The 24383-nt window shown below is 67.5% G+C and carries 24 protein-coding genes; 4 read left to right on the top strand and 20 right to left on the bottom strand.

Translation table 11 applies throughout. From position 1 onward, the window contains the following. Window position 1 precedes the first annotated feature (1 nt). From E5679_RS09365 to E5679_RS09435, 15 genes are all read right to left on the bottom strand, one after another. Window positions 2–967: a Ppx/GppA phosphatase family protein gene (locus tag E5679_RS09365; protein ID WP_138415090.1), complete on the bottom strand. Its 966-nt coding sequence runs from the start codon at window positions 965–967 to the stop codon at window positions 2–4. Further along, window positions 964–1635 (bottom strand): DUF501 domain-containing protein, encoded by a 672-nt coding sequence (locus E5679_RS09370; RefSeq protein ID WP_249336039.1) that lies wholly within the window; start codon window positions 1633–1635, stop codon window positions 964–966. Before E5679_RS09370 ends, E5679_RS09365 begins: the two co-directional genes overlap by 4 nt. A 34-nt stretch (window positions 1636–1669) precedes the next feature. Further along, entirely contained in the window at window positions 1670–2092 is a 423-nt protein-coding gene (locus E5679_RS09375) for an FtsB family cell division protein (RefSeq protein WP_249336040.1), read from the bottom strand. Window positions 2093–2403: 311 nt separating this feature from the next. Further along, complete coding sequence (gene eno, locus E5679_RS09380; protein WP_138415094.1) at window positions 2404–3684, bottom strand: phosphopyruvate hydratase; 1281 nt, start codon at window positions 3682–3684, stop codon at window positions 2404–2406. A gap of 148 nt (window positions 3685–3832) precedes the next feature. Then, a complete protein-coding gene (locus E5679_RS09385; protein ID WP_138415096.1) occupies window positions 3833–4546 on the bottom strand; it encodes a MazG nucleotide pyrophosphohydrolase domain-containing protein in 714 nt (237 codons plus the stop codon). Window positions 4547–4566: 20 nt separating this feature from the next. Continuing rightward, window positions 4567–5709 carry an adenosine deaminase gene (locus E5679_RS09390; protein ID WP_138415098.1) on the bottom strand — a complete coding sequence of 381 codons (1143 nt, stop codon included), beginning with the start codon at window positions 5707–5709 and terminating at the stop codon, window positions 4567–4569. Beyond that, window positions 5702–6472 (bottom strand): VTT domain-containing protein, encoded by a 771-nt coding sequence (locus E5679_RS09395; protein ID WP_171042318.1) that lies wholly within the window; start codon window positions 6470–6472, stop codon window positions 5702–5704. The genes E5679_RS09390 and E5679_RS09395 overlap by 8 nt, the downstream gene beginning before the upstream one ends. 132 nt (window positions 6473–6604) lie before the next feature. Continuing rightward, window positions 6605–7936, bottom strand: a complete 1332-nt coding sequence (locus E5679_RS09400; RefSeq protein WP_138415102.1) for a thymidine phosphorylase — start codon at window positions 7934–7936, stop codon at window positions 6605–6607. Then, the gene (locus tag E5679_RS09405) at window positions 7933–8370 is read right to left on the bottom strand and encodes a cytidine deaminase (protein WP_138415104.1); all 438 of its coding nucleotides are present in this window, start codon (window positions 8368–8370) and stop codon (window positions 7933–7935) included. Before E5679_RS09405 ends, E5679_RS09400 begins: the two co-directional genes overlap by 4 nt. Continuing rightward, window positions 8357–9817, bottom strand: a complete 1461-nt coding sequence (locus E5679_RS09410) for an ABC transporter permease (RefSeq protein WP_249336041.1) — start codon at window positions 9815–9817, stop codon at window positions 8357–8359. The genes E5679_RS09405 and E5679_RS09410 overlap by 14 nt, the downstream gene beginning before the upstream one ends. Beyond that, complete coding sequence (locus tag E5679_RS09415) at window positions 9814–11076, bottom strand: ABC transporter permease (RefSeq protein WP_138415106.1); 1263 nt, start codon at window positions 11074–11076, stop codon at window positions 9814–9816. Before E5679_RS09415 ends, E5679_RS09410 begins: the two co-directional genes overlap by 4 nt. Then, on the bottom strand, window positions 11069–12616 hold the full coding sequence (locus E5679_RS09420) for an ABC transporter ATP-binding protein (protein WP_138415108.1): 1548 nt from the start codon (window positions 12614–12616) through the stop codon (window positions 11069–11071). Before E5679_RS09420 ends, E5679_RS09415 begins: the two co-directional genes overlap by 8 nt. Window positions 12617–12685: 69 nt before the next feature. Next, on the bottom strand, window positions 12686–13807 hold the full coding sequence (locus E5679_RS09425; RefSeq protein ID WP_138415110.1) for a BMP family lipoprotein: 1122 nt from the start codon (window positions 13805–13807) through the stop codon (window positions 12686–12688). A 172-nt stretch (window positions 13808–13979) separates the two neighbouring features. Next, entirely contained in the window at window positions 13980–15179 is a 1200-nt protein-coding gene (locus tag E5679_RS09430; protein WP_138415112.1) for an amidohydrolase, read from the bottom strand. Between the two features lie 75 nt (window positions 15180–15254). After that, on the bottom strand, window positions 15255–16409 hold the full coding sequence (locus tag E5679_RS09435) for a mannose-1-phosphate guanylyltransferase (RefSeq protein WP_138415114.1): 1155 nt from the start codon (window positions 16407–16409) through the stop codon (window positions 15255–15257). A gap of 254 nt (window positions 16410–16663) precedes the next feature. On the opposite strand from E5679_RS09435, the gene sdhC reads away from it, so the two are divergent. The 4 genes from sdhC (at window position 16664) to E5679_RS09455 (ending at window position 20168) form a co-directional block, all read left to right on the top strand. Further along, window positions 16664–17041, top strand: a complete 378-nt coding sequence (gene sdhC / locus E5679_RS09440) for a succinate dehydrogenase, cytochrome b556 subunit (RefSeq protein WP_138415116.1) — start codon at window positions 16664–16666, stop codon at window positions 17039–17041. Window positions 17042–17046: 5 nt separating this feature from the next. Next, entirely contained in the window at window positions 17047–17532 is a 486-nt protein-coding gene (locus E5679_RS09445; RefSeq protein ID WP_138415118.1) for a succinate dehydrogenase hydrophobic membrane anchor subunit, read from the top strand. Between the two features lie 66 nt (window positions 17533–17598). After that, window positions 17599–19386, top strand: coding sequence for a succinate dehydrogenase flavoprotein subunit (gene sdhA, locus E5679_RS09450; protein WP_138415120.1), 1788 nt, complete (start codon window positions 17599–17601; stop codon window positions 19384–19386). After that, window positions 19386–20168 carry a succinate dehydrogenase iron-sulfur subunit gene (locus tag E5679_RS09455; RefSeq protein ID WP_138415122.1) on the top strand — a complete coding sequence of 261 codons (783 nt, stop codon included), beginning with the start codon at window positions 19386–19388 and terminating at the stop codon, window positions 20166–20168. The genes sdhA and E5679_RS09455 overlap by 1 nt, the downstream gene beginning before the upstream one ends. A gap of 96 nt (window positions 20169–20264) precedes the next feature. Here E5679_RS09455 and E5679_RS09460 read toward each other — a convergent pair whose 3' ends face one another. The 5 genes from E5679_RS09460 to E5679_RS09480 are packed head-to-tail and all read right to left on the bottom strand — an operon-like array spanning window position 20265 to window position 24355. Continuing rightward, on the bottom strand, window positions 20265–21410 hold the full coding sequence (locus tag E5679_RS09460) for a YihY/virulence factor BrkB family protein (protein WP_138415124.1): 1146 nt from the start codon (window positions 21408–21410) through the stop codon (window positions 20265–20267). Continuing rightward, the gene (locus E5679_RS09465; RefSeq protein ID WP_138415126.1) at window positions 21334–21903 is read right to left on the bottom strand and encodes a 2'-5' RNA ligase family protein; all 570 of its coding nucleotides are present in this window, start codon (window positions 21901–21903) and stop codon (window positions 21334–21336) included. Before E5679_RS09465 ends, E5679_RS09460 begins: the two co-directional genes overlap by 77 nt. A 4-nt stretch (window positions 21904–21907) precedes the next feature. Beyond that, the gene (gene trpS, locus E5679_RS09470; RefSeq protein ID WP_138415128.1) at window positions 21908–22969 is read right to left on the bottom strand and encodes a tryptophan--tRNA ligase; all 1062 of its coding nucleotides are present in this window, start codon (window positions 22967–22969) and stop codon (window positions 21908–21910) included. A 21-nt stretch (window positions 22970–22990) separates the two neighbouring features. Beyond that, entirely contained in the window at window positions 22991–23818 is an 828-nt protein-coding gene (locus E5679_RS09475) for an exodeoxyribonuclease III (protein ID WP_138415239.1), read from the bottom strand. A gap of 27 nt (window positions 23819–23845) precedes the next feature. Further along, window positions 23846–24355 carry a hypothetical protein gene (locus tag E5679_RS09480; protein ID WP_138415130.1) on the bottom strand — a complete coding sequence of 170 codons (510 nt, stop codon included), beginning with the start codon at window positions 24353–24355 and terminating at the stop codon, window positions 23846–23848. Window positions 24356–24383: the final 28 nt, after the last annotated feature.

The raw sequence follows: 24383 nt of genomic DNA on the forward strand, positions 1-24383 counted from the left end.
CTCAGCTCGCGGCGCGGTCGAGCGTGCTCAGCGCGATGCCATCCAGGATGTCGTGCTCGCTCGTGATGGCGGTCGTGATCCGGCCTTCCGTCACGTCGGCGAGGCGATCGACGATCCTCCTCCACACGAGCGCCCCCGCTCCGATGACGTCGGCGCGGCCGGGGTGCATATAGGGGAGGTCCTTGCGGGCAGAGCGACTCATGGCGAGGAGCGACGCGCACGCCGACTCCACCTCGAGGAGCGGGAGCTCAGCGCCGTGGATGCGATCGGGCTGGTAGGAGGGCAGCGCCAGCGCGTGGGCTGTGATTGTGGTGATCGAGCCTGCGACGCCAATGACGGCCGTCGCCTGGGCGAGCGGCACCTCGGCGAGGGCCTCATCAATGCCGCGGTCGACGTCGTCCTCCGCCTCGGCGATCTCGCTCGCCGTCGGCGGGTCGGTGCGGAGGTGGCGTTCGGTGAGCCGGACGGAACCGATGTCCACCGAGCGGGCGGCGATGACACCAGCTGCATCGCCCAGCACGAACTCGGTGCTGCCGCCTCCGAGATCGACGACGACAACGGGTTTGCCAGCTGAGAGGGGAAGAACGCTGGCGGCGCCGGCGAAGCTGAGCGCCGCTTCCTCGGCTCCCGGGACGACCTCGGGTTCGACGCCGAGCCGAGACCGGATGCCGTCGACGAACACGTCCCGGTTGCGCGCATCCCGCGTAGCACTCGTCGCAACGAAGCGGACGCGCTCGGCGCCGAGGCTCCGGATGGTCGCCGCATACTCGTCGACGGCCGCGAAGGTGCGCTCCAGCGCCTCCGCCGCGAGGAGGCCGGTGGCGTCAACCCCTTGTCCGAGCCGCACAATGCGCATCTCGCGGTGCACGTCGGTCAGGCGTTGAGGACGTCCGGACTGGCCATCGTCTGAGTCGGCGACGAGGAGACGGATGGAATTCGTCCCGCAGTCGATCCCGGCAACCCTCACGCGCTCTCCCCCTGTGCTTCGGCTGCTGTCCCTGTTCCCTCGGCCGGTCGATTCCGGACCGGGGCTGGCCGACCCGTGATCGACGGCAGCCCTTGAGGTCCGTGGCGGCTCAGATCCCTGCTCGGGACGGGGGCCTCGGCGTCCCAGGCACCAGCGCAGTAGCAGCGATCGGCGGTCCACCATTCCGCGATGGCCTCGATGGCCTCGTCGCCGAGCGGGTTCGCGCCCACGCCCATGGCAAGCGACTGGCCCACCAGGACGTGGAGGCACTTCACACGGTCGGGCATCCCCCCGGCTGACACTCCGTCGATCTCCGGGACCGGACCGGTTCCTGCGCGTTCGCCAATGCGCCGGCGCTCTGCGAGGTAGGCCTCATGGGCGGCGCGGTAAGCGCTGGCTAGTTCCGCATCATCGGCGAGCCGGGCATTCATCTCGTTCATCAGGCCGGCCGCCTCGAGGCGCGACACGGCGGAGGTCACAACCGGGTGGGTGAGGTAGAACGTCGTGGGGAACGGCGTGCCGTTCGAGAGACGCGGAGCGGTGGCTGCGACCAGCGGGTTCCCGCACACGCAGCGAGCGGGAATCTCGACGACGTCCCGCGCCGGACGGCCAAGTTGGCGACTGATGACCTCGAGGTCTTCGGGGGTCACAGCGGTCGAGTCTGTCACGATGTCCTTTCTCAGGGTGCGCCGGGTCGCGGGCTCACTCCGTCCCGGCGCGGCGCACGGCGTCCCAGAGGGCTTGGGTCCACGGGACGCCCGACGAGGTCGATCCGGTGCCGGAGGCCCCCGACGTTCTGCTGGGTGAGGACGACGTGCCGTCGTCACCGAAGACCCAGTAGGACGTCTCGCCCGGCATGACCATGTTAATCCGGTCCCGGGCCTGCTGCTGGATGTAGGCAGGATCCTGCCACCGGGAGATCTGCGTCTTGAGGTTCGCCTGGTCGTTCTGCTTGGCCGCGATGTCGGCCTGGATCGACTGGATCTCGGCGCGCTGGCTGAAGAACACGCGAACCGTGGGGGCGAGCATGATCGTGACGGCAACGAGCACCAGGATGAGGGCGAAGATGCGGCCCGAGAAGGCACGCGCCGGAACCGGCCCATCATCCAGGCTCGGCGGGGCCACGCGGCTGGCGGCGGACGGCCGAGTCTTGACGGACGCACCAGTCTTCCGCGAATCCCGCGAGGAATGCGTCGGGGCGGCCGACGGCGCTGGCCGTCTCGCCGCCGTCGAGCGTGGCGCTGTGCTTGGCTCGGCCTCCGGTTGAGCTGAGCGGGGAGATGAGTGGGATGCTGCCGAAGAACCGCCTGCCCGGGCGGCCCGTGGAACTGATGGGCGTCGCGTAGCCATGGGTCTCCCTTCAAACGTCAGCGGCGGCCATGGTCTCGTTCAACCATAGCCGCCGCCGGAACGAATCCGCGGGATGCCCTGCCGGGTCAGCCCTTGAAGCGCGGGAAGGCGCCGCGACCCGCGTAGCGTGCGGCGTCGTCGAGCTCTTCCTCGATGCGGAGCAGCTGGTTGTACTTGGCCACGCGCTCGGAGCGGGCCGGGGCACCCGTCTTGATCTGGCCGGCGTTCGTGGCGACGGCAATGTCAGCGATCGTCGTGTCCTCGGTCTCGCCCGAGCGATGCGACGTGATGGTGGTGTAGCCCGCGCGCTGGGCGAGGGACACGGCGTCGAGTGTCTCCGTGAGGGAGCCGATCTGGTTGACCTTCACGAGCAGCGAGTTGGCGGTCTTCGCGTCGATGCCCTGCTGGAGGCGCTTCGGGTTGGTGACGAAGAGGTCGTCGCCCACGAGCTGCACCTTGTCGCCGATCGCTTCGGTGAGGGTCTTCCAGCCGTCCCAATCGTTCTCATCGAGCGGGTCCTCGATGGAGACGAGCGGAAAGTCGCGCACGAGCTCCTGATAGTACGTGCTCATGTCCGCCGCCGTGCGGGACTGGCCCTCGAACTGGTAGGCGCCGTCCTGATAGAACTCGGAGGAGGCGACGTCGAGGGCGAGCGCGATGTCCTGGCCGGGCTCGTAGCCGGCCTTCTTGATCGCCTCGGTGATGAGCTCGAGCGCAGCGCGGTTGGACGGCAGGTTCGGCGCGAAGCCGCCCTCGTCGCCCAGGCCGGTCGCGAGGCCCTTCTCCTTGAGCACGCTCTTGAGGGAGTGGTAGACCTCGACCCCCCAGCGGAGGCCCTCCGAGAACGTCTCTGCGCCGAGCGGGACCACCATGAACTCCTGGATGTCCACATCGGAGTCGGCGTGCGAGCCGCCGTTGAGGATGTTCATGAGCGGAACCGGGAGGACGTGGGCGTTCGGGCCGCCCAGATACTTGTACAGCGGCAGGTTTGCCGAGTCGGCCGCCGCGTTGGCCACGGCGAGCGAGACGCCGAGGATCGCGTTCGCGCCCAGGTTCGACTTGTTCGGCGTGCCGTCGAGATCGATCATTGCCTGGTCGATGGCCCGCTGGTCGGTCGCGTCAAAGCCCTGGAGGGCGGGCGCGATCTGGTCCACCACGGCCTCGACGGCCTGCTGGACGCCCTTGCCGAGGTAGCGGCCCTTGTCGCCGTCGCGGCGCTCGACTGCCTCGAATTCTCCGGTGGAGGCGCCGGAGGGAACGGCTGCGCGGCCGAGCGAGCCATCGCTCAGGAGGACCTCGACCTCGACCGTGGGGTTGCCGCGGGAGTCCAGGATCTCGCGGGCGTGGATGGCATCGATAAGGGCCATGGATGAACTCCTTGCAATGGTGAGCAATGGTGATCGGAGCGTTTGGGCACGCGTGAGTTACACGCGGATGACCTCGGTGTCACCCACAGCCTAGTGGTCGCAGGGGAAGCTTGCGACACTGTGACTCGCTTGGCCCCTGCGCCGGGGCTTATGACGGCATGCGGCGGACCGCCGAGCGGAGGGCCCGCTCCGGATCCAGTCCCTTCGCCCGTGCCGCGCGGACAACCTCGAGGAGCAACTGCCCGAGTTCGTCCTCGTCCCCAAACCTCGCCGAGATCGGGTGGTGTGGGGCCGAGATCGGCTCACTCGTTGCAGCGTGCGGCACACCGTTCAAAGCACGACGCCGTTCAGCCCGCCCGATTGCCTTGTCGGCCAGCGCCAAGGCCGGCAGGTGCCGCGGAAGGCCTTCAACGCCGTCGTCGGCTGCCCTCCCCGCCGGCAGCACGTCGTCGCGCTCCGCCGCGGAGGCGCGCTCAGCCTTCTCCTCCGCCTTCGCCGCGTCCCACGAGGCGATGATCTCCTCGACGGTCGCGGGGAAGCTCGGCTGAAGGCCGCCGTCGGCAGTGAAGACGTGGCGGTTGCGGCGCACCATCTTGGCGGTCAGCGCCTCGGCGACGGAATCCAAATCGAACGCACCTCGTTCACGCGCAATCTCGGAATGCAGCACCACCTGCAGGAGAACATCGGCGAGCTCGCCCTTCAGCTCCTCCTCGGGGTGCCCGTCCTCAATGGCCTCGACCAGCTCGTACGACTCCTCGACGAGGTACTCCACGAGGGAGGCGTGGGTGAGCGCGGCTGTCCAGAGGCAATGCTCCCGCAGGAGCCGGACCACCTCCACGAGGCGGTCGACGGCGGCACTCACCCCAGATCCTCCCGGAACCGCTACGCGCCGAGGTTCGCGTACGCCTCATTGATGTACTCGACGAGGTCCTCACGGTCCTCGAGCGGCAGGAACGCAGCCTCGGCCGCGTTGAGCGTCAGCTCCAGGAGGTCGTCGAGGTCGTAGTCGAAGGCCTCGACCAGGAGCTCGAACTCGTCGGTGAGCGTCACGCCGCTCATGAGGCGGTTGTCCGTGTTCACCGTGACCTTGAAGCCAAGTTCATAGAGCATGTCGATCGGGTGGTCGAGGATGTCCTCGCCCCAGCGCGCGATCGCGCCGGTCTGGAGGTTCGACGACGGGCAGATCTCGAGCGTGATGCCACGGTCGCGGACCCAGGCGGCAAGCTCCCCGAGGCTCACGTCGAGAATCGGCACGCCGTCCTCGTCGACCTCCCCGGAGTCGTCGACAGCGATGTCCTCCGCGATACGCACGCCATGGCCGAGCCGGAGCGCGCGGCCATCCACGAGCGCCGACTGGATGCTCTCGAGCCCGGCGGCCTCTCCCGCGTGGACCGTGGCCGGGAAGTTGTGGCGTGCCAGATAGGTGAACGCATCGGCAAAGCGGGATGCCGGGAAGCCGTCTTCGGCCCCCGCGATGTCGAACCCGACGGCGCCACGGTCCCGCTGCCGCACGGCGAGCTCCGCGATCTCCTGCGCGCGATCGGCGTGGCGCATAGCCGTGATGAGCTGGCCGACGGCGATCACTCGGCCCGTCTCCTCGACCCTTGCGACGCCCTCCTCGATCCCGGCCTGGACCGCCTCGACCGCCTGGTCGAGGGTGAGGCCTCGGGTCAGATGCTGTTCGGGCGCCCAGCGCACTTCGCCGTACACCACGCCGTCGTCGGCGAGATCCTCGACGAACTCCCGCGCGATGCGCCGCAGCGCGGGCTCCGTCTGCATCACGGCGATCGTGTGGTCGAACGTCTCGAGATAGCGGGGAAGCGACCCCGAGTCGGCGGATTCGCGGAACCACTGGGCGAGCGCCACGGGATCGGTGGACGGCAGGTCATGTCCGATCTCCGCCGCGAGCTCGATGATCGTCGCCGGGCGCAGTCCGCCGTCGAGATGGTCGTGCAGGGAAACCTTGGGGAGGGAGCGCAGGTCGAAGGTCAGGTCGGGGGCAGCGTCGATGATCGGCTCAGTCACGGTCCAACTCTAGGGAAGGGCCGTGGTGCGCACCAGTTGGCGGGGTGGAGGCCTCCGGGTGCGGTGCGTAGTCGTCCGGTGCGGCGTCTTCCGGGTGGAGGATGAGGTGGGCCCGGTGCGCCATGGCGGCCCGCTGGGCCGCCCGCTCGGCGTCCTTCGCATCGCGCCAGCGGTGGAAGACCGTGATCACATGGTCCAGGATGACGCCGAGGACCAGCGCGAAGACCACGGCAACCACAACGCTCAGGAGCGGGTTGTGGTGCAGCCAGGGGAACGAGCTCGCGAGGAGGCCCACCCCGAGGGAATAGGCCACCCAGGTGAGGCACGCGAACGCATCCAGCCAGAAGAAGGTGCGGTGGCGGAACCGCGTGGACCCTGCGACGTAGTTGACCGCCACGCGCCCCCAAGGGATGTAGCGCGCGGTGAAGATCAGGACGGCGCCGCGCTTGTCCAGCTCGTGGCGTGCCCATCCGAAGACCTTCTGCACCTTGGCACGGCGCATCCATTTCCAGCGGTCAGTGCCGATCCGCCGCCCCAAGAGGTAGGCCACGTTGTCGCCGGCAATCGCCCCGATGAGCGCAGTTCCCCCGAGGATCCACAGATTCGGTTCTCCGCTGTGACGCCAGTAGGCTGCAAGGGCGACGATGAGCGTCTCGCTGGGGGCGATCATCGCGAACCCGTCGATGAAGAAGAAAACGAGCAGGATCGGGTAGATCCACCATTGGCCAGCGGCATGCAGAATCGCGTGGTCGATGACGTCCAGCATGCGGTGGTGCTCCTTGCGCGGTGGGCCTCAATTCAGTGTCGCATGCCTCGGTACATGCTGCCATCCGCAGGAGTGGTTTTCTGCGTAGCGGTGCTGTCCCCTGACACCGCTAAGGTCTATTTCAGATTGTCATGCGATTCGGTCGATGACAAGACGTTGGGCCGGACGCGAACCCGCAGGTGCGATCACCGCAGCGTCTTGCACGGCTTCCCTCGCTCTCCCGAAGCGCTCCGGAGTGTCAGTGAGCAGGGTCATCAGCGGTTCTCCCGCCCGCACGAACGCCCCCGGCTTGGCGTGCAGCCGCACGCCCGCCCCAGCCTGCACCGGGTCCTCCTTGCGGGCCCGGCCAGCCCCGAGCCGCCAGGCTGCAACACCGATCTTCAGGGCATCGAGTTCCACCAGCACGCCGTCGGCGGCGGCGTACACCACCTCGGACTCCTTCGCCCTCGGCATCGAGGCGTCAGGGTCTCCGCCCTGAGCCGCGATCATCCTCCGCCACACATCCATCGCGCGGCCGTCCTTGAGCGCCTGGGCCGGATCGGCGTCGTGCACACCGGCGCAGGCGAGCATCTCCTCGGCGAGCCGCACCGTGAGTTCCACGACGTCCTCCGGGCCTCCCCCGGCGAGAACCTCCAGCGTTTCCTCGACCTCGATCGCGTTGCCCACTGTCAACCCGAGCGGCGTCGCCATGTTCGTCAAGAGGGCCACCGTGTTGACGCCGGCGTCTTTGCCCAGAGCGACCATGGTCTCAGCGAGCTCACGGGCCTGAGCCTCGTCCTTCATGAACGCGCCGGATCCCACCTTCACGTCGAGCACGAGCGACCCCGTGCCCTCAGCGATCTTCTTGCTCATGATCGATGACGCGATGAGTGGGATCGCCTCGACCGTGCCCGTCACATCGCGCAGTGCGTAGAGCTTCTTGTCCGCGGGCGCGAGACCGCTGCCGGCAGCGCAGATGACGGCGCCGATGTCGCCGAGCTGGCTCAGCATCTCCTCGTTCGAGAGGGCGGCGCGCCACCCGGGGATCGACTCGAGCTTGTCGAGCGTGCCGCCCGTGTGCCCAAGGCCCCGGCCCGAGAGCTGCGGAACGGCGACCCCGAATGCCGCGACAAGCGGCGCCAGCGGAAGGGTGATCTTGTCCCCGACCCCGCCCGTGGAGTGCTTGTCCGCGGTGGGCCGTGGGTGGCCATTCGCCCCGCGGAGCCCGGAGAAGTCCAGCCGCTCCCCCGAGGCGATCATCGCTGCAGTCCAGCGGGCCGTCTCGCGATGGGTCATGCCGTTGAGCAGGATTGCCATGGCCAGTGCAGACATCTGCTCATCTGCAACGACACCACGGGTGTACGCGTCCACCACCCAGTCGATCTGGGCGTCCGAGAGTTCGTGGCGGTCGCGCTTGGTCCGGATCACATCGACGGCGTCAAAGGGCTCGCCGCTCGGGCTTCCGGTCGACTGGGCGCTCACAGGAAGCCCTTCGATTCGTCCTCGAGGTTCTCAGGCCCGAAAGCATCGGGCAGCACGTCCTCCATGGAGCGGACGCCGCGCGTCGTCATGACCTCCATGCCCGGCCCCCGGAATTCGTAGAGGAGCTGGCGGCAGCGCCCACACGGCATGAGAGCGTTCCCCTCGCCGTCAACGCACGTGAAGGCCCTGATGCGCCCGCCTCCGCTCATCTGGATCTGGCCGACGAGGGTGCACTCGGCGCAGAGGGTGAGGCCGTAGGAAGCGTTCTCGACGTTGCAGCCGGACACCGTCCGGCCATCGTCGAGGAGAGCCGCGGCCCCCACGGGAAAGCGCGAATACGGCGCGTAGGCACGCCGCATGGCCGACCGCGCGAGATCCGCGAGCAGCTCCCAGTCGACAGCCTGTCTGCTGGCGACCGTCTCAGCCCTTGACATAGGGAATACCTTCCATCGCTGGCGGACGCGAACGGCCCACGAGTCCCGCGACGGCGAAGACCGTCACGACATACGGGAGCATGGCCATGAACTGGCTCGGAACAGGCGAGCCAATGATCGTGATGACGCTCTGCAGGTTATCGGCAAAGCCGAAGAGGAGCGAGGCGAGGAACGCCCCAATGGGGTTCCAGCGGCCGAAGATGAGCGCTGCGAGCGCGATGTACCCGCGACCGGCCGACATTTCCTTGCTGAACGCGTCGACGGCCACGAGGGTGAAGAACGAGCCGCCGATGCCGGCGACCGCTCCTCCGATGACGGTGTTCCAGAACCGCGTGCGATTGACGTTCACACCGAGGGTGTCCGCGGCCTGCGGGTGTTCGCCGACTGCCCTGACCCGAAGTCCCCAGCGTGTGTGGAAGAGGCCTACGTACACGACGATCACGGCGACGTACATGAGGTATCCGACGAGCGACTGCCGGAACAGGATGGGCCCGATGAGCGGGACGTCGGCCAGGACAGGAATCTCGATGCTGCTGAGGTGCGGAGGCTTGTTGAGGCCCTCCGGGTTGGCGGTGAGCAGCGTGGAGAAGAGGAAGTTCGTGAGCCCGACCACGAGCACGTTCAGCACGACGCCGACGATGATCTGGTTCACGAGGTACTTGATGCTCACGACAGCGAGCACCAGAGAGACGAGAGCGCCGGCTATCGCGGCAGCCACAAGGCCCGCGTAGACGCTGTGGGTGACGGTAGCGCCCACGGCCGCAGAGAACGCGCCAATGAGAAGCTGACCCTCGATGGCAATGTTGACGATCCCCGAGCGCTCGCACAAGACCCCTGAAAGGGATCCGAACACGAGCGGGACTGCGAGGGTCACCGCTCCGGCGAGAAGTCCCGCAAGCGAGATGAATGGCGTTGCGTCACGGCCTCCGGCGACGATCCAGACAAGGAACCCCACCACGAACGCCACCGCGAAGGCCGCAGCCGCCCAGGGTGGCAGCTTTCGGCCCCGCGGCGCGAGCCACGCCGACCAGCCCGCGACCCCGAGCATCACGAGTGCGGCAATCCATCCGATCAGGGGTGAGCTCACCGTGATCACGGTGACTCCAGCCACACCGAGGAGGGCCAGCACAAGGACGACGACGGCGGCCGCCAGAGTGGGCGGGATCCACCTCTCGAGGGGCTTGCCGGTTCGACGGGCGCGGAACCAGACCGACCCGAGCCACCCCGCTGCCGCAAGCGCAACCACAAAGGCGAGCCACGCGGCGAGGACGGACGAGGCGCGTCCGCTGTCCACGATGCCGAATGCCGCGCTCTTCGAGCCCGCGAAGATGCCGAACATGACAGTTCCCGCAATGGCGAGGATTCCGAGGCCGATGGGAGCCTTCCAGCTCACCATCGCCCTGCTGGCTGGGGCGCTCTGCGCCGGCGCTGTGGCCAACGTGCTCATGATGCCGCTCCGCTCGTCGCCGCAGGGGTAGCCTTGCGCTTCGGTCTCCTCGGATTCAGGCCGAACATCGCCCTGACGAGCGGCGGCGCGGCGATGAAGAGGACGATGAGGGACTGGATGACCAGGACGATATCGATCGGCGTCTGGGTGACTGCCTGCATCGAGACTCCGCCCGCACGGAACGCGCCGAACAGGAGGCCCGCGAAGAAGGTGCCCCACGGCGTCGACCTCCCGAGCAGCGCGACGGTGATGGCGTCGAAGCCGATCGATGCCGCGACGCCGGCGGAAAGGTACTTCTCCGTGCCCGACACCTGGGCAATTCCGGACAGCCCCGCCAGCGCGCCCGCGAGGGCCATGACGACGACCGTGGCGCGGCCCACGTTCACCCCGGCGGTACGGGCCGCATTCGGGTTGGCGCCGATCGCCCGGAACTCGAACCCGACGGTGGACCGGCTGAGGATCCACCACACGCCCCACGTGACGAGGATCGCGAGGATGAAGCCCGCGTGGAGTCTGAACTGCGGCCCGAGCAGCTCGGGGAAAAGAGCGGTCTGATCCAGGAACGGGGAGATGGGGTTCGTGGAGCCCTTCCGCTGGAATGCCGGGGTGGTGAGCAGGAACAGAAGGAGGAAGCTCGCGACGTAGTTGAACATGATGGTGACGATCACCTCGTGGGCGCCGGTGCGCGCCTTGAGCAGGCCGACGATACCGCCCCACAGCGCTCCGCCCAGAATGCCGGCGAGAACGACGACCAGCAGGTGAAGACCGAAGGGCAGATGCCAGCTGAAGCCCACGTACGCGCCGAAGAGGGCGCCGAAGATGAGCTGGCCCTGGGCGCCGATATTGAAGAGGCCGGCGCGGAAGGCGAGCGCCACGCCGAGGCCTGCGAAGATGAGCGGGGTCGAGACCGTGAGGGTCTCGGCCAGTGGGTAGAGCTGGGCCGCGACGTCCGCTCCCTGCCAGTTGAAGATCGAGCCTTGGACGAGCGCGGCATACGGCCGGAAGATCTCGGTGATGGTGTCCGAGGGGCGCGCGAAGAAATAGCCGGCGGAAGTTGCGACGCGGGGGTTCGTGACCGCCATGAGGATCCCGCCGATGACGATGGCAAGCACGACCGAGAGGAGGGACACCATGGGCGTTCCGGTGGCGATCCGACGCAGGACCGGCTCGCGTTCATCCACCAGCCCCGGGGCTGGGACCGCCGGACCGGTGGGCAAGGGCGGCTGGGCCGTCTCGGGGGCCTGGGGTGCCTCAGCCATGGTTCTCTCCTGAAGTCTGGGCGGCATGCGCGGCCGCCTCCTCCGCCGTCATGCCCGCCATCATGAGTCCAAGCGTGTCTCGCGGAGTGCCCCCGGGCACGATGCCCATGAGCCGGCCGCGGTAGAGAACGGCGATGCGGTCGGCGAGTTCGAGGATCTCGTCGAGTTCGGTTGAGACGATCATGACCGGGGTGCCATGGTCTCGTTCGGCGATGATCCGCCGGTGGAGGAACTCGATCGAGCCGACATCTACGCCGCGGGTGGGCTGGGATGCGATGAAGAGTCGCAGCGGGCGCGACAGCTCCCGTGCCATCACGACCTTCTGCTGGTTGCCTCCGGAAAGGGTCGATGCCGGAACATCCGCCGAGGGGGTGCGGATATCGAACTCGGCGATCTTCTCCTTGGCCTGGGCCTCGATCCGTGAGGGCTTCATGCCGAGTCCACGGGCGAAGGGAGCGCGGTCGTAGAGATCGAGCACGAGGTTCTCCGCGACGCTGAAGGCAGCGACGAGGCCGTCGTGACTCCTGTCCTCGGGGACGAATCCGACCCCGGCCCCCAGGACGTCCTTCACCGACTTGCCCAGGAGTTCCTTCCCGTCGAGCTGCACCGAACCGGTCGCATGCCGGTGCAGCCCAAGAATTGCCTCGGTCAGCTCTGTCTGGCCGTTTCCCTGCACGCCGGCCACGGCGACGATCTCTCCCTGCGCGACGTCGAAGCTCACGCCGTCGACCACGTGCTGGCCGTTTGGGGCGACGACGGTGAGGTCGCGCACCACGAACGTCTTCTCCTTCGGCTTGGCGGGTGCCTTGTCAAGGCTCAGGCTCACCTGCCGGCCCACCATCATCGAGGCAAGCTCGGCGGGAGCGGCCGACGGCGGGGCGTCGCCGACGACTTTTCCGCGCCGGATGACGGTGATGACGTCCGCGACGGCCTTCACCTCGCGCAGCTTGTGCGAGATGAAGATGATGGACGTGCCGGAGGCCTTGAGCTCGCCGATGATTTCGAGCAGTTCGTCCGTCTCCTGCGGAGTGAGGACGGCGGTCGGTTCGTCGAGGATGAGGACCTTGGCGTTTCGGACCAGTGCCTTGATGATCTCGACTCGCTGCTGGACACCGACGGGCAGGTCCTCGACGAGGGCGTCGGGGTCCACGTCGAAACCGTAACGTCTGGAGATCTCGCGGATCTTGGCGCGGGTTGTCTCGAGATCAAGGAAGCCGGCCGCCTTGGTCGACTCGGCGCCGAGGGCCACGTTCTCCGCGACCGTGAACACCGGGACCAGCATGAAATGCTGGTGTACCATGCCGATGCCCGCCGCCATCGCATCGCCCGGCCCGCGGAAGACGACCGGGCGCCCATCGACCAGAATCTCGCCCTCGCTGGGCTCATAGAGGCCGTAGAGAACATTCATGAGCGTCGACTTCCCCGCCCCGTTCTCTCCCAGGAGGCAGTGGACCTGGGCGTCATCGACCACGAGATCGATGTGATCGTTGGCGACGAGGGTGCCGAAGCGCTTGGTGATGCCGCGCAATTCCAGTTTCATAGCCTGTCCTGGATGCCGCGCCGCCCGCCCGGGAAGGCGGGCGGCGTCAGGGGTGGAAGCGGACTCGAGCTAGCTGCCCGAGACCGGGCTGGACTTCGAGCTGACCTTCACCGTGCCCGAGGTGATGTCCTTCTTGAGCTGATCGATCTCGCTCTTGAGGTCAGAGGGCACCGAGGAGTCGAGATCGTGGTAGGGCGCCAGGGCCACGCCGCCGTTCGCGAGCGTCCCCACGTAGGGCTTCGCATCGAACTTGCCCTGAGTGTCGTCCTTGATGACGCTCTCCACGGCGGTGGCCATCGTCTTCTGGACCGAGGTGAGCAGGATCGACTTGTAGTCCGGGGCCGTGAGGTAGCCGTCCGAGTCGACCCAGATGAGCTTGGCGTTCGTACCGGCTGCCTTCGCCTCCAGGATCGCCGAGCCAGCGCCCGCGCCGACCGGCCCGGCCACGGGAAGGACGATGTCCGCACCCTGCTGGAGGAAGCCCTGCGTGAGTACCTTCCCCTTGTCGATGGACTTGAAGTCGCCCACGAAGACGCCGTCCTGCTTGTCCTTGTCCCACCCCAGAAGCTGGACCGACTTGCCCTTCTTCTGGTTGTAGTACTTGACGCCGTCGGCGAAGCCGTCCATGAAGATCGTCACGGTCGGGATGTTGAGTCCGCCGAAGGTCGCGACCTTGCCGCTCTTGGAAACGCCTGCGGCGAGATAGCCGGCGAGGAAGGCCGCTTGCGCCGTGTCGTACACGATCGGCTTGACGTTCTTCGGGAACGAGGGGTCAGAGTAGTCGATGATCGCGAAGTGGCTGTTGGGGTTGGCCGTCGCGATGTTCTTCGTCGCATCGCCGAGGAGGAAGCCGACCGTGACGGTGAGCTTGCAGCCGGCCTGCACCATCGAGCGAAGGTTGGGATCGTAGTCCGTATCTGCTTTCGACTGGACGTGCTTCTCCTGGATTCCCAGGTCCTTGACGGCCTGCTGGAGGCCTTCGTAGCCGGACTGGTTGAACGACTTGTCGTCGAAGCCGCCCGAGTCGGAGACCATGCAGCCGAGGTAGCTGGAGTTGGCCGCCGAGGTTCCCCCCGAGGAACCGCCCGACGGCGGAGGGGCACCGCAGCCGGCCAGGACGAGGGCAGATGCGCCGACCGCGGCGACGCCCAGAAGGCTCTTCCTGGCGAGCCGGTGACGAAGTGAGCTCACGTATTCCTCCACAGGTGCGCGAGGTACGCCCGTGGCATGGGGCAGCCCGGGCGGTACCGCGGCCCGCACGGTACAAGAGCACGATAGTGGGAAACATCACTTTCAGACAGAGAGCCTCGCCCCCGCACGCCCATTGTTCGTGATTCGTTACCCGCGCGTAGGGCGGACGAGCTCAGAGGTCGCGGATGCTCCGCAGCGCAGCAGCCGCCAGGACGCGAACGCCGCAGCCGATCGCGCCTTCGTCGACGATCAGATCGCCGCGGTGCAGATCGTATTCCTCGCCCCCGGGCACATGCGTACCGAGACGGAACATCGAGCCGGGGACGTCCGCCAAGAACCAGGCGAAGTCCTCTCCGCCCATCGACTGCGGCGTGAGCACGACGGCGTCCTCGCCCAGTTCGGCCCGCGCGGCCGCTTCGATGAGCGCGGTCTCGTGCTCCGAGTTCACCACTGGCGGCACGCCCCGCGTGTGCTCGAGCCGCACGTCGACCCCGTAGGGCGCGGCGACCTGCTCCACGACCTCATCCAGCAGCTCCCCCGCGCTGTGCCATGCTTCTCGGTCAAGACAGCGCATGGTGCCTGCGAGATGGCCGACGGCGGGAATGGCGTTGGGCGCGGAACCTGCCGAGATCTGCCCCCACACCATCGAGACGCCGCTGCGCACGTCGACGCGGCGCGAGAGGACCGCAGGAACGTTGATCGCGATCTGCGAGAGCGCGAACACGAGGTCCTCAGTGAGGTGCGGCCGGGAGGTGTGGCCGCCGCGACCCTGGAGCTCGATGCGGATGGTGTCCGATGCCGAGGTGATCGAACCGATGCGCGTTCCGATCCGGCCGACTTCGATGCGCGGATCGCAATGGAGTGCCATGATGCGGGGGACCCCGGAGAGCACGCCCTGCTCGATGCAGGCGAGGGCCCCGCCGGGCATGGTCTCCTCGGCGGGCTGGAACACGACGCGGACGGTGGCGCCCAGCGGTTCCTCGCGGTGCTGCTCGGCGAGCACCAAGGCTGCGCCCAGCGCGCAGGTCGTGTGCACGTCGTGCCCGCAGGCGTGAGTGACGCCGTGGTTGAGGGACGCGAAGGGAAGGCCCGTCTCCTCGATGATCGGGAGCGCGTCGATGTCGCCGCGGAGCGCCGTCGCAATCGGGCCCTCCCCCACGTCGACGACCACACCCGTGCCGTCGAGCCTCCGCGGCTGAAGGCCCGCGGCCTCGAGGGTCGCCACGATCCTGTCGGTGGTCCGGAACTCCTGGAAGCTCAGCTCGGGGTGCGCATGGAGGTCCCGACGGAAGGCGATGAGGTCCGGAAGGAGATTCTCGAGACGGGGGCCGACGAGGGGCGTCGGGTCCGCTTCCGTGGTGTAATTGCGCACCCGTTCACTCTAGCGCCACGCCTTGTTCGCCAGCGTTTGGCCCAGCGGCCGTTACGCGTACGGAGCTCTCGGCGTCTACAGGACGTCGGTGTCGCCGCTGGCCTTGAGCGCGGCGACCGCACCCTTGACCTTCTGCGCGTGTTCCTTCGTGGTCACGAGGAGAGCGTCCGGAGTGTCGACAATGACAACGTCTTCGATCCCGATGAGCGCGATGACGCGCTTCGTGTCCGAGACGACGATCCCGCTCGCATCTTCGGTGAAGACGCGGGCGCCCTCACCCAGCACGGTGACGGCGTCGCCCTCGCGGGCGCTGTTGAGGCGGCCGATGGCGGCGAAGTCGCCGACGTCGTCCCACCGGAAGGCACCGGGGACGACGGCGACGTCCCCGGCTGCCGCCGCGGGCTCGGCGACGGCGTAGTCGATGGCGATCTTCGGCAGGGTCGGCCACACTCTCGCCGTCACCTCATCGCGCGCGGGCGTGTCCCACGCCTCCGCGATCTCGGTGAGGCCGGCGTAGAGCTCCGGCTGGTTCGCCTCCAGGTGCTCGAGCATGAGCGAGACCGGCGCGACGAACATGCCGGCGTTCCAGAGGTACTCGCCTGACGCGAGGTACTTCTCCGCGACCTCGAGGCTCGGCTTCTCGACGAACTCCGCGACCTCGCGGGCGCTCGGTGCGCCCTCGACGTCGAGGGCGTCCCCGCCGCGGATGTAGCCGAACCCGGTGGACGGATGGGTGGGCTGGATGCCGATTGTCACGATCTTCCCGCGATCGCCCGAAGCCGCCGTGTGGATCGCCTCGAGCACGGCCTGCTGGAACACCTGGATCGGACTGATCACCTGGTCGGCGGCGAACGACCCCATGATCGTCCGGGGGTCGCGGCGGTGCAGGATCGCGGCGGCAAGGCCAATGGCCGCGCCCGAGTCCTTGGGCTCGCTCTCGAGCACGAGGTCTGCGGAGTCGAGCTCGGGGATCTGATGGCACACGGCCGCCCGGTGCGCCTGGCCGGTAACGACGAGGAACCGGCCCGAGGCGAGGGGCTTGAGCCGATCATAGGTAGCGCGGATGAGCGTGCTCCCAGACCCCGTGAGGTCGTGGAGGAACTTCGGCGCGGCAGCGCGGGACAGGGGCCACAGCCGGGTACCGACACCGCCTGCGGGGATCACCGCGACGAAACGGCTCAGGGCGGCGTCGCGGGAGGCCGCGCTCGCAGTCGGAGTTACAGTGCTCATCGCCCCTACTCTACTGGAGCGGAAACAGGCGCCCCTGGGCCTAGCAAGGGCCTCCGTGGGCCCTGTGATAATTGCCACTCTGCGGCATCCGAGGGGCTGAGCAAATTGAATAAGCTCTGGGCGAAGCCTAGATTTAGGCTGGAGCTCGACAGAGTATGCGTCCGCCAGCCGAGACGGACGCCTTCTGCACTCGATGCCCTCGCCGCCGCAACGCGGGTGAGCGCCGGCATCGGTGCTCGCAGGGAGGTTTATCAGTGCCGACAAAACCAGCTGGCACCCTGTACCGCGGCCGTGAAGGCATGTGGTCCTGGGTCGGGCACCGAATCACCGGTGTCGTGATCTTCTTCTTCTTGTTGGTGCATGTGCTGGACACCTCATTGGTGCGTGTGTCCCCTGACGCCTACAACGCCGTGATCGGCGAGTACAAGAACCCGATCATGGGGCTCGGCGAGACTGCCCTCGTCGCGGCCATCCTCTTCCACGCGTTCAACGGCCTTCGAATCATTGCCGTCGACTTCTGGAAGAGCGGCCCGAAGTACCAGCGGCAGATGCTGTGGACCGTCCTCGTGGTCTGGGCCGTCGTGTTCGTGGCCTTCGCCATCCGCCAACTCTCGATCGTGTTCGGAGGCTGACCGCCATGAGCACCACTCCTGACATCCGCTTCCCGCGCAGCAGCTCGGAGACCGGCCGGGTCGCCCCGAAGTACACGCGCCACGGCGGCGGCACCAAGGGCGGCTTCGAGATGGCCGCATGGCTCTTCATGCGCCTCTCCGGCATCGTCCTCGTGGTCCTGATCTTCGGCCACCTGTTCGTCAACCTCATGGTCGGGAATGGCGTCCACGCCATCGACTTCGGCTTCGTCGCCGGCAAGTGGGCCAGCCCCTTCTGGCAGTGGTGGGACCTCGCGATGCTCTGGCTCGCCATGCTCCACGGCACCAACGGCGTCCGGACCATCGTGAACGACTACGCCGATCGCGACACGGTTCGCTTCTGGCTCCTCGTGGTGCTCTACGCCGCGGCTACCGCGATCGTCATCCTCGGCACGCTGGTCATCTTCACGTTCGACCCGTGCCCGGTGATCAACGGCGTCCGCACGGGCGCCGACTTCTGCCCCAAGCCGTAGCAGCATTCCAGGCGGCGCCCCAGCGAGCGGTGCCGCAGACTTGCGCGAGAGAGAGAAGCACCCAGTATGCAGGTCCACAAGTATGACGTGGTGATCGTCGGCGCCGGTGGCGCCGGCATGCGCGCGGCCATCGAGTCCGGCCAGCGCGCCCGCACCGCTGTACTGACCAAGCTGTACCCCACCCGCTCCCACACCGGCGCGGCCCAGGGCGGCATGTGTGCCGCCCTCGCCAACGTCGAGGAGGACAACTGGGAATGGCACACCTTCGACACGGTCAAGGGCGGCGACTATCTCGTCGACCAGGACGCCGCCGAGGTCATGGCGAAGGAGGCGATCGACGCCGTCCTCGACCTCGAGAAGATGGGCCTGCCCTTCAACCGCACGCCGGAGGGCCGCATCGACCAGCGTCGCTTCGGCGGCCACACGCGTGACCACGGCAAGGCTCCGGTCCGTCGCGCATGCTACGCCGCGGACCGCACGGGCCACATGATCCTGCAGACGCTCTACCAGAACTGCGTCAAGCACAACGTCGAGTTCTACAACGAGTACTACGTGCTGGACCTCCTCATGGTCGAGGAGGACGCAGTGCGCGAGGACGGCACGCCGTTCAAGCAGAAGCGCGCCGCAGGCGTGGTGAGCTACGACCTCGCGTCCGGCGAGATCCACGTCTTCCAGGCCAAGGCCATCGTCTTCGCCACGGGCGGCGCCGGCAAGGTCTTCAAGACCACCTCCAACGCCCACACCCTGACCGGTGATGGCATGGGCATCGCGTTCCGCCGCGGCATCCCGCTCGAGGACATGGAGTTCATCCAGTTCCACCCGACGGGCCTCGCCGGACTCGGCATCCTCCTTTCCGAGGCGGCCCGAGGCGAGGGTGCCATCCTCCGGAACTCGGAGGGCGAGCGCTTCATGGAGCGCTACGCGCCGACCATCAAGGACCTCGCTCCTCGCGATATCGTGGCCCGTTCCATGGCCAACGAGGTGCGCGAGGGCCGCGGAGCCGGCCCGAACAAGGACTACGTGCTCCTTGACCTGACCCACCTCGAGCCCGCGCACATCGATGCGAAGCTGCCGGACATCACCGAGTTCGCGCGGACGTACCTGGGCGTGGAGCCCTACACCGAGCCCGTTCCCGTGTACCCCACGGCGCACTACGTGATGGGCGGCGTCCCGACCAACATCAAGGGTGAGGTCCTCCAGGACAACGAGACCGTGGTGCCGGGCCTCTACGCGGCCGGCGAGGTTGCCTGCGTGTCCGTTCACGGCTCGAACCGCCTGGGCACGAATTCGCTTCTCGACATCAACGTGTTCGGAAAGCGCTCGGGCATCGCGGCCGCCGAGTACGCCAAGACGGCCGAGTTCGTGGAACTCCCCGAGAACCCGGCTGCGGAGACGGAGGCGCTCCTGAGCGCCGTCCGCAACTCTGCGGGCAACGAGCGGATCGCCTCGATCCGGGCCGACCTGCAGGAGACCATGGACGCGAACATGCAGGTGTTCCGGACCAAGGACTCCATCGCCAAGGCCCTTGCAGACATCGCAGCCCTGCGCGAGCGCTACCGGAACATCGGAATCCAGGACAAGGGCAAGCGCTTCAACCTCGACCTCCTCGAGGCCGTCGAGCTCGGCTTCCTCCTGGATCTTGCCGAGGTCATGACGGTTGCTGCCCTCCACCGCAAGGAGTCGCGAGGCGGCCACTACCGCGAGGACTTCCCCGACCGCGACGACGCCAACTTCATGAAGCACTCGATGCTCTACAGGGACCCCGCGGCGGAGACCGAGGGCGTCAAGGGCATCCGCTTCGGTACGAAGCCGGTTGTCTTCACCCGTTACGAGCCGATGGAGCGTAAGTACTGATGACCGCGTCAACTGCAGAGCCAGCCTCGAAGGTCGAGCTGCCCGCGAGCGTCGGCGGCGGGGGCGAGATCCCGACCTTCGACATCACGCTCCGGGTGCGCCGCTACAACCCCGAGGTCTCGGAAGAGTCCCACTGGGACGAGTTCAAGCTCACCATGTATGGCACGGACCGCGTGCTGGACGCCCTGCACAAGGTCAAGTGGGAGCACGACGGGTCCCTCTCGTTCCGCCGGTCGTGCGCGCACGGCGTGTGCGGCTCCGATGCCATGCGGATCAACGGCCGCAACCGTCTCGCCTGCAAGACGCTGCTGAAGGACCTCGACACGTCCAAGCCCATCACGGTCGAGCCCATCAAGGGCCTGCCGGTGGAGAAGGACCTCATCGTGGACATGGAGCCGTTCTTCCAGTCCTACCGCGAGATTATGCCGTTCCTCGTGGCCAAGGGCCACGAGCCCACGAAGGAGCGCCTCCAGTCCCCCGAGGATCGCGAGCGCTTCGACGACACCACGAAGTGCATCCTCTGCGCCGCGTGCACGTCGTCGTGCCCCGTGTTCTGGACCGACGGCCAGTACTTCGGCCCGGCGGCGATCGTCAACGCGCACCGCTTCATCTTCGACTCGCGCGACGATGCCGGTGACATGCGCCTTGAGATCCTCAACGACAAGGAAGGCGTGTGGCGCTGCCGCACGATCTTCAACTGCTCCGAGGCCTGCCCGCGCGGCATCCAGGTCACCAAGGCCATCTCGGAGGTCAAGCAGGCCATCCTGGCCCGCCAGTTCTAGCCTTACGGGCTTCTAGCCTTGCTGGCCGCACTCGGGGCCTCACGGCAAAGGGGGCGCTGCTGCAGATTGCAGCGGCGCCCCCTTTCCTGTCCCGCCTCAGCCCCGGTGGGCGAGAGGCCTCGAAGGCCTGCGCGCAGGGCGGGAGGAGCCGAAGGGAGCGGTCTTGCGCTCGGGGAGGGCAGCGCCGTCGGCCTCGCGGATGGCGGCCCACGCGCCGGAGACGAGATAGACCTGGCTCACGAGGTTGAACCAGATGAGCAGACCGATGATGACGGCGAAGGACGCCAGGAGTGGATTCGCGCCGGCTCGGGCGAGGAGTTGGCTGCTGAAGAGCTGGAGGATCGTGGTGCCCGCGCCGGCGATCGCCGTGCTCTCGAGCAGGGCACGGCGGGAGAGCGAGAGCCCCGCAGCGAGGCGGAACAGGATCAGCGCAGTGGCCCAGTTCAGCAGGAGCGGAACGACGATGCCGATGAGCCAGCTGACCGGGGCCACAACAGCTTGATCGAGGCTCAGGAGGTCCGCGATAAAGCCGACAGCGCCCGTGAACAGGATGCTGACGCCGGAGGTGAGCACCAGGACGATCCCCAGGAGCAGAAGGGTGCCGGTGTCCCGCAGACGCATGAGCACCGGGTTGACCTGCAGGGGGCGTTCGTCGACGACGCCCCGGAGGCCGTCACGGATGCTGCTGATCCACCCGAGGGAGGTCAGCACGGTCACGATGGCGGCGATGATCGCCGTGAGCCCCAACCCGGACGGGTTCAGAAGCGCGTGGGGATCGGCGAGCCCGTCGTGGCCGTCCACCTTGAGGAGCCCCGGCGCCGACTGCGCCACGAGCTGCACGATCTTGTCGACCAGCTCCGGCTGGCCTGCGAGCACAAGCCCAGCCACGGAGAATCCGGTGGTCAGGAGGCCTGCGACCGAGAAGAACATGTTGAAGCCGATGCCGGCGCTCAGCAGCGGTCCGTAGCGCAGGCCGTAGAGCTGGAACGTCCGAATAGGACGCCACGTGCTTGTCTGGGCGACCACCCACTGCACAAGGGCAAGATACCGCTTGGGCGCGCCGACGCCGTCGAGCTTTGCCCGGCCCCACGCCTGTCGCGCCTTCAGAGCAGCGAGCTTGAGCTGCTCCAGTTCGGTGGGGAGGGGCTGACCCGACCGCGAGCGGTCAAGAGCCGCCCGGCGCCTCTCCCCCGAAGTCGAGCTCTTCCCGGAGTTGCCAGAGGCCGTCGGAATCGTGCTCATAGAGCCCCATGCTAGCCACTGTGAAAGAGGTGCTGTAGTTCTTGAGGGCGAGTTCGGCCTCGTCGAGGCGCTCGGGGTCGACGTCATGGGCCACCGTGACGTGCGGATGGTACGGGAACGGGAGCTCACGCTCGAGGGGACCCTGCTGAAGTTCGGCGTGCAGTTTGACGCACGCCTCGAAGCCCTCGGCCACGTTCAGGTAGACGACCTCTGAGACCGGGCGGAACGAACCCGTCCCGGAGATCGTCACGCGGAACGGCGACTGCCGCGCCGCCACGCTGCGGACGTGCTCGACGGCCGCCTCCCAATCATGGGCCTCGGTCGTGGTCACGAGGGTGATGTGGGCCGGAATCGACTCCGCCATCGGATCCCCGAAGGACGCGCGCCACTTGCGCAGCTCCGCCGCGACGTCGTCCGGGAAACCCAGGATGACGCCCACGAGGGGGGCGTTGCCGTCTCCCTCGGCGACGTGATCGTCGAATCGGTCCGTCATTGCCTCAGACGGATGCAGCGGCCGGGGCCATGGCGGGAAGGAATCCCACCTTTCGATAGACCTCGGCGAGGGTCTCGGCCGCGATCTCCCGCGCCTTCCCAGCGCCGACCGCCAGAAGCCGGTCCAGTTCTGCCGGGTCTTCGAGGAGCTCCTCGGTGCGAGCCTTGATCGGCGCGACGGCGTCCACGACCGTCTGCGCGACGTCCGCCTTGAGGTGCCCGTACATCTTGCCTTCGTAGGACGCCACGAGGTCGTCGATGCTGCGGCCCGTGATCGTGGAGATGATCGTCAGGAGGTTCGAGACGCCCGGCTTCGCCTCGCGGTCGAACCGGATCTCGGTCTCGGCATCCGTAACCGCCGACTTGATGCGCTTCGACGTCACCTTGGGGTCGTCGAGGATGTTGATGAGGCCATTCGGCGAATCCGCGGACTTCGACATCTTGGACACCGGATTCTGCAGATCGTAGATCTTCGCTGCGACCGGCGGGATGAGCGCCTCCGGCACCACGAACGTGTCTCCGAAGCGGGTGTTGAAGCGGTGCGCAAGAGTCCGGGCGAGCTCGAGATGCTGGCGCTGATCCTCGCCAACCGGCACGCCGTAGGGCTTATAGAGCAGGATGTCTGCCGCCATGAGCATTGGGTACGTGAAGAGCCCTGCACTGGCCGCATCCTGGCCCTGGCGAGCCATCTTGTCCTTGAACTGCGTCATCCGCGAGGCTTCGCCGAAGCCGGTGAGGCAGTTCAGGACCCACGCGAGCTGAGCGTGCTCAGGCACGTGCGATTGCACGTACAGCGTCGACCGCTCCGGATCGATGCCGGCAGCGATGAACTGTGCGGCCGTGAGGCGCGTGCGCTCACGCAGCTCAGCGGGGTCCTGCGGAACGGTGATCGCGTGCAGGTCGGGGATGAAGTAGAAGCAGTCGTACTCGTCCTGCTGCTTCACCATGTTCACGAGGGCGCCGAGGTAGTTCCCAAGGTGCAGCGAGTCGCCGGAGGGCTGCATTCCGGACACGAGGCGCTGGCGACCTGTGGGAGCGGTCACGGCAGACGTGGAGTCAGTGGTCATGGGTGGGCGTTTCTTCCGGGTCTAGAGCTGGTAGTCGATGACAAGCGGTGCATGGTCTGAGAACCGGGTGTCCCACGCGGTGGCGCGATCGACGACGGCGTTCCTCGCCGCCGCGGCGAGTCCCGCCGTCGCCATGTGGTAGTCGATGCGCCAACCGGCATCGTTGTCGAAGGCGCGGCCGCGCTGGGACCACCAGGTATACGGCCCATCGACCTGGCCGGAGAGCTCCCGGTGCACGTCCTTCCAGCCGATCTCCTCGCCGAAGAAGCGGTCGAAGTAAGCCCGCTCCTCGGGCAGGAAGCCCGCGCGCTTCTGGTTCGACTTCCAGTTCCGAATGTCGAGCGGGGTGTGGCCCACGTTGAGGTCTCCCACCACCAGGGCGAAGTCGCTCAGCTCTGTCAGTTCGGGAAGCCGCTTGAGCATCACGTCGAGGAAGCGGTACTTGTCCACCTGCTTCGGTGTGTCCACCTCGCCCGAGTGCACATAGGCGCTCACCACGGTCAGCTGCTTGCCGCTCGGGAGCGCGAAATCGGCCTCGACCCAGCGGCCGGCCGTCGCGAAGTAGTCGTCGCCGATGCCCACGCGGGTCGCGGTCGGTTCCTGCCGGGAGGCAATCGCCACTCCGGCGCGCCCCTTCGCGTCAGCCTCCGCGTGCAGCACATGCCAGCCGTCGAAGTACTCGTTGACCACGTCGTCGGGCGCGCGCACCTCCTGCATGCACAGGATGTCCAGATCGCGCGGCTCAAGCCACTCCGGCATGCCCTTGCGCCAGGCGGCGCGGAGCCCGTTGACGTTCACTGTGGCGATGCGCAGCGCTCCACCCTTGGGCGCATACGAGGAAGTCGTCATAGCAGCTTCGAGGGTCACCCAGATACTCTACCCTTCGTCCACGATGGTTCCGGTGACCGGCTCCCCTCCGTCGGGACGCAGCATGTCCCGGGCGTTGGACGCGGTGATCTGGATCGTCTCGAGAGCGCGGACAACCTGCTCGGCGTCCTTGCCGAGGTTCTCGCGGACCACGCGCTCCTGGACCTGGATGATCTTGAAGGAATGGTCGAGCTTGAGGTCGCGGACGTCGTCGACGGTGCGGGCTTCCCCCGGGGTGGCGCCCGTCATCGCCGGGGCCCTGCCGCCCAGGCGCTGAGCCGCTTCCTCGAACTTGGCCTGGGCCCGGCGGCCGGCGTTGCGCACCGACACGAACACGAAGATCGCGAACACGAGCCAGCCCAGCGAGATCACCGCGACGATCCAGCCGATGACCTCGTTCCGATTCGCGGCGAAGATCACGGCAATGAGGAAGGCGAGGACGAGGACGGACAGCCCGAGCGCGCCGATGCGGATGCCCGAGCGCGCCGGGGCAGGGTTCTGGGAGCCGATTGACTGCATGGAGCCATTCTCCCAGACCGTGGGTGCC

This window comes from Sinomonas gamaensis (genome assembly GCF_005876955.1).
Classification (GTDB): Bacteria; Actinomycetota; Actinomycetes; order Actinomycetales; family Micrococcaceae; genus Sinomonas; species Sinomonas gamaensis.

Excerpts from the sequence above, each read along its gene's own strand:
- eno (WP_138415094.1), bottom strand. The coding sequence starts at position 3,684 with ATGGCCCTTATCGATGCCATCCACGCCCGCGAGATCCTGGACTCCCGC.
- E5679_RS09405 (WP_138415104.1), bottom strand. The coding sequence starts at position 8,370 with ATGTCAAGGGCTGAGACGGTCGCCAGCAGACAGGCTGTCGACTGGGAG.
- E5679_RS09410 (WP_249336041.1), bottom strand. The coding sequence starts at position 9,817 with ATGAGCACGTTGGCCACAGCGCCGGCGCAGAGCGCCCCAGCCAGCAGG.
- E5679_RS09415 (WP_138415106.1), bottom strand. The coding sequence starts at position 11,076 with ATGGCTGAGGCACCCCAGGCCCCCGAGACGGCCCAGCCGCCCTTGCCC.
- E5679_RS09420 (WP_138415108.1), bottom strand. The coding sequence starts at position 12,616 with ATGAAACTGGAATTGCGCGGCATCACCAAGCGCTTCGGCACCCTCGTC.
- E5679_RS09435 (WP_138415114.1), bottom strand. The coding sequence starts at position 16,409 with ATGAGCACTGTAACTCCGACTGCGAGCGCGGCCTCCCGCGACGCCGCC.
- E5679_RS09445 (WP_138415118.1), top strand. The coding sequence starts at position 17,047 with ATGAGCACCACTCCTGACATCCGCTTCCCGCGCAGCAGCTCGGAGACC.
- sdhA (WP_138415120.1), top strand. The coding sequence starts at position 17,599 with ATGCAGGTCCACAAGTATGACGTGGTGATCGTCGGCGCCGGTGGCGCC.
- E5679_RS09455 (WP_138415122.1), top strand. The coding sequence starts at position 19,386 with ATGACCGCGTCAACTGCAGAGCCAGCCTCGAAGGTCGAGCTGCCCGCG.
- E5679_RS09460 (WP_138415124.1), bottom strand. The coding sequence starts at position 21,410 with ATGAGCACGATTCCGACGGCCTCTGGCAACTCCGGGAAGAGCTCGACT.
- E5679_RS09465 (WP_138415126.1), bottom strand. The coding sequence starts at position 21,903 with ATGACGGACCGATTCGACGATCACGTCGCCGAGGGAGACGGCAACGCC.
- trpS (WP_138415128.1), bottom strand. The coding sequence starts at position 22,969 with ATGACCACTGACTCCACGTCTGCCGTGACCGCTCCCACAGGTCGCCAG.
- E5679_RS09475 (WP_138415239.1), bottom strand. The coding sequence starts at position 23,818 with ATGACGACTTCCTCGTATGCGCCCAAGGGTGGAGCGCTGCGCATCGCC.
- E5679_RS09480 (WP_138415130.1), bottom strand. The coding sequence starts at position 24,355 with ATGCAGTCAATCGGCTCCCAGAACCCTGCCCCGGCGCGCTCGGGCATC.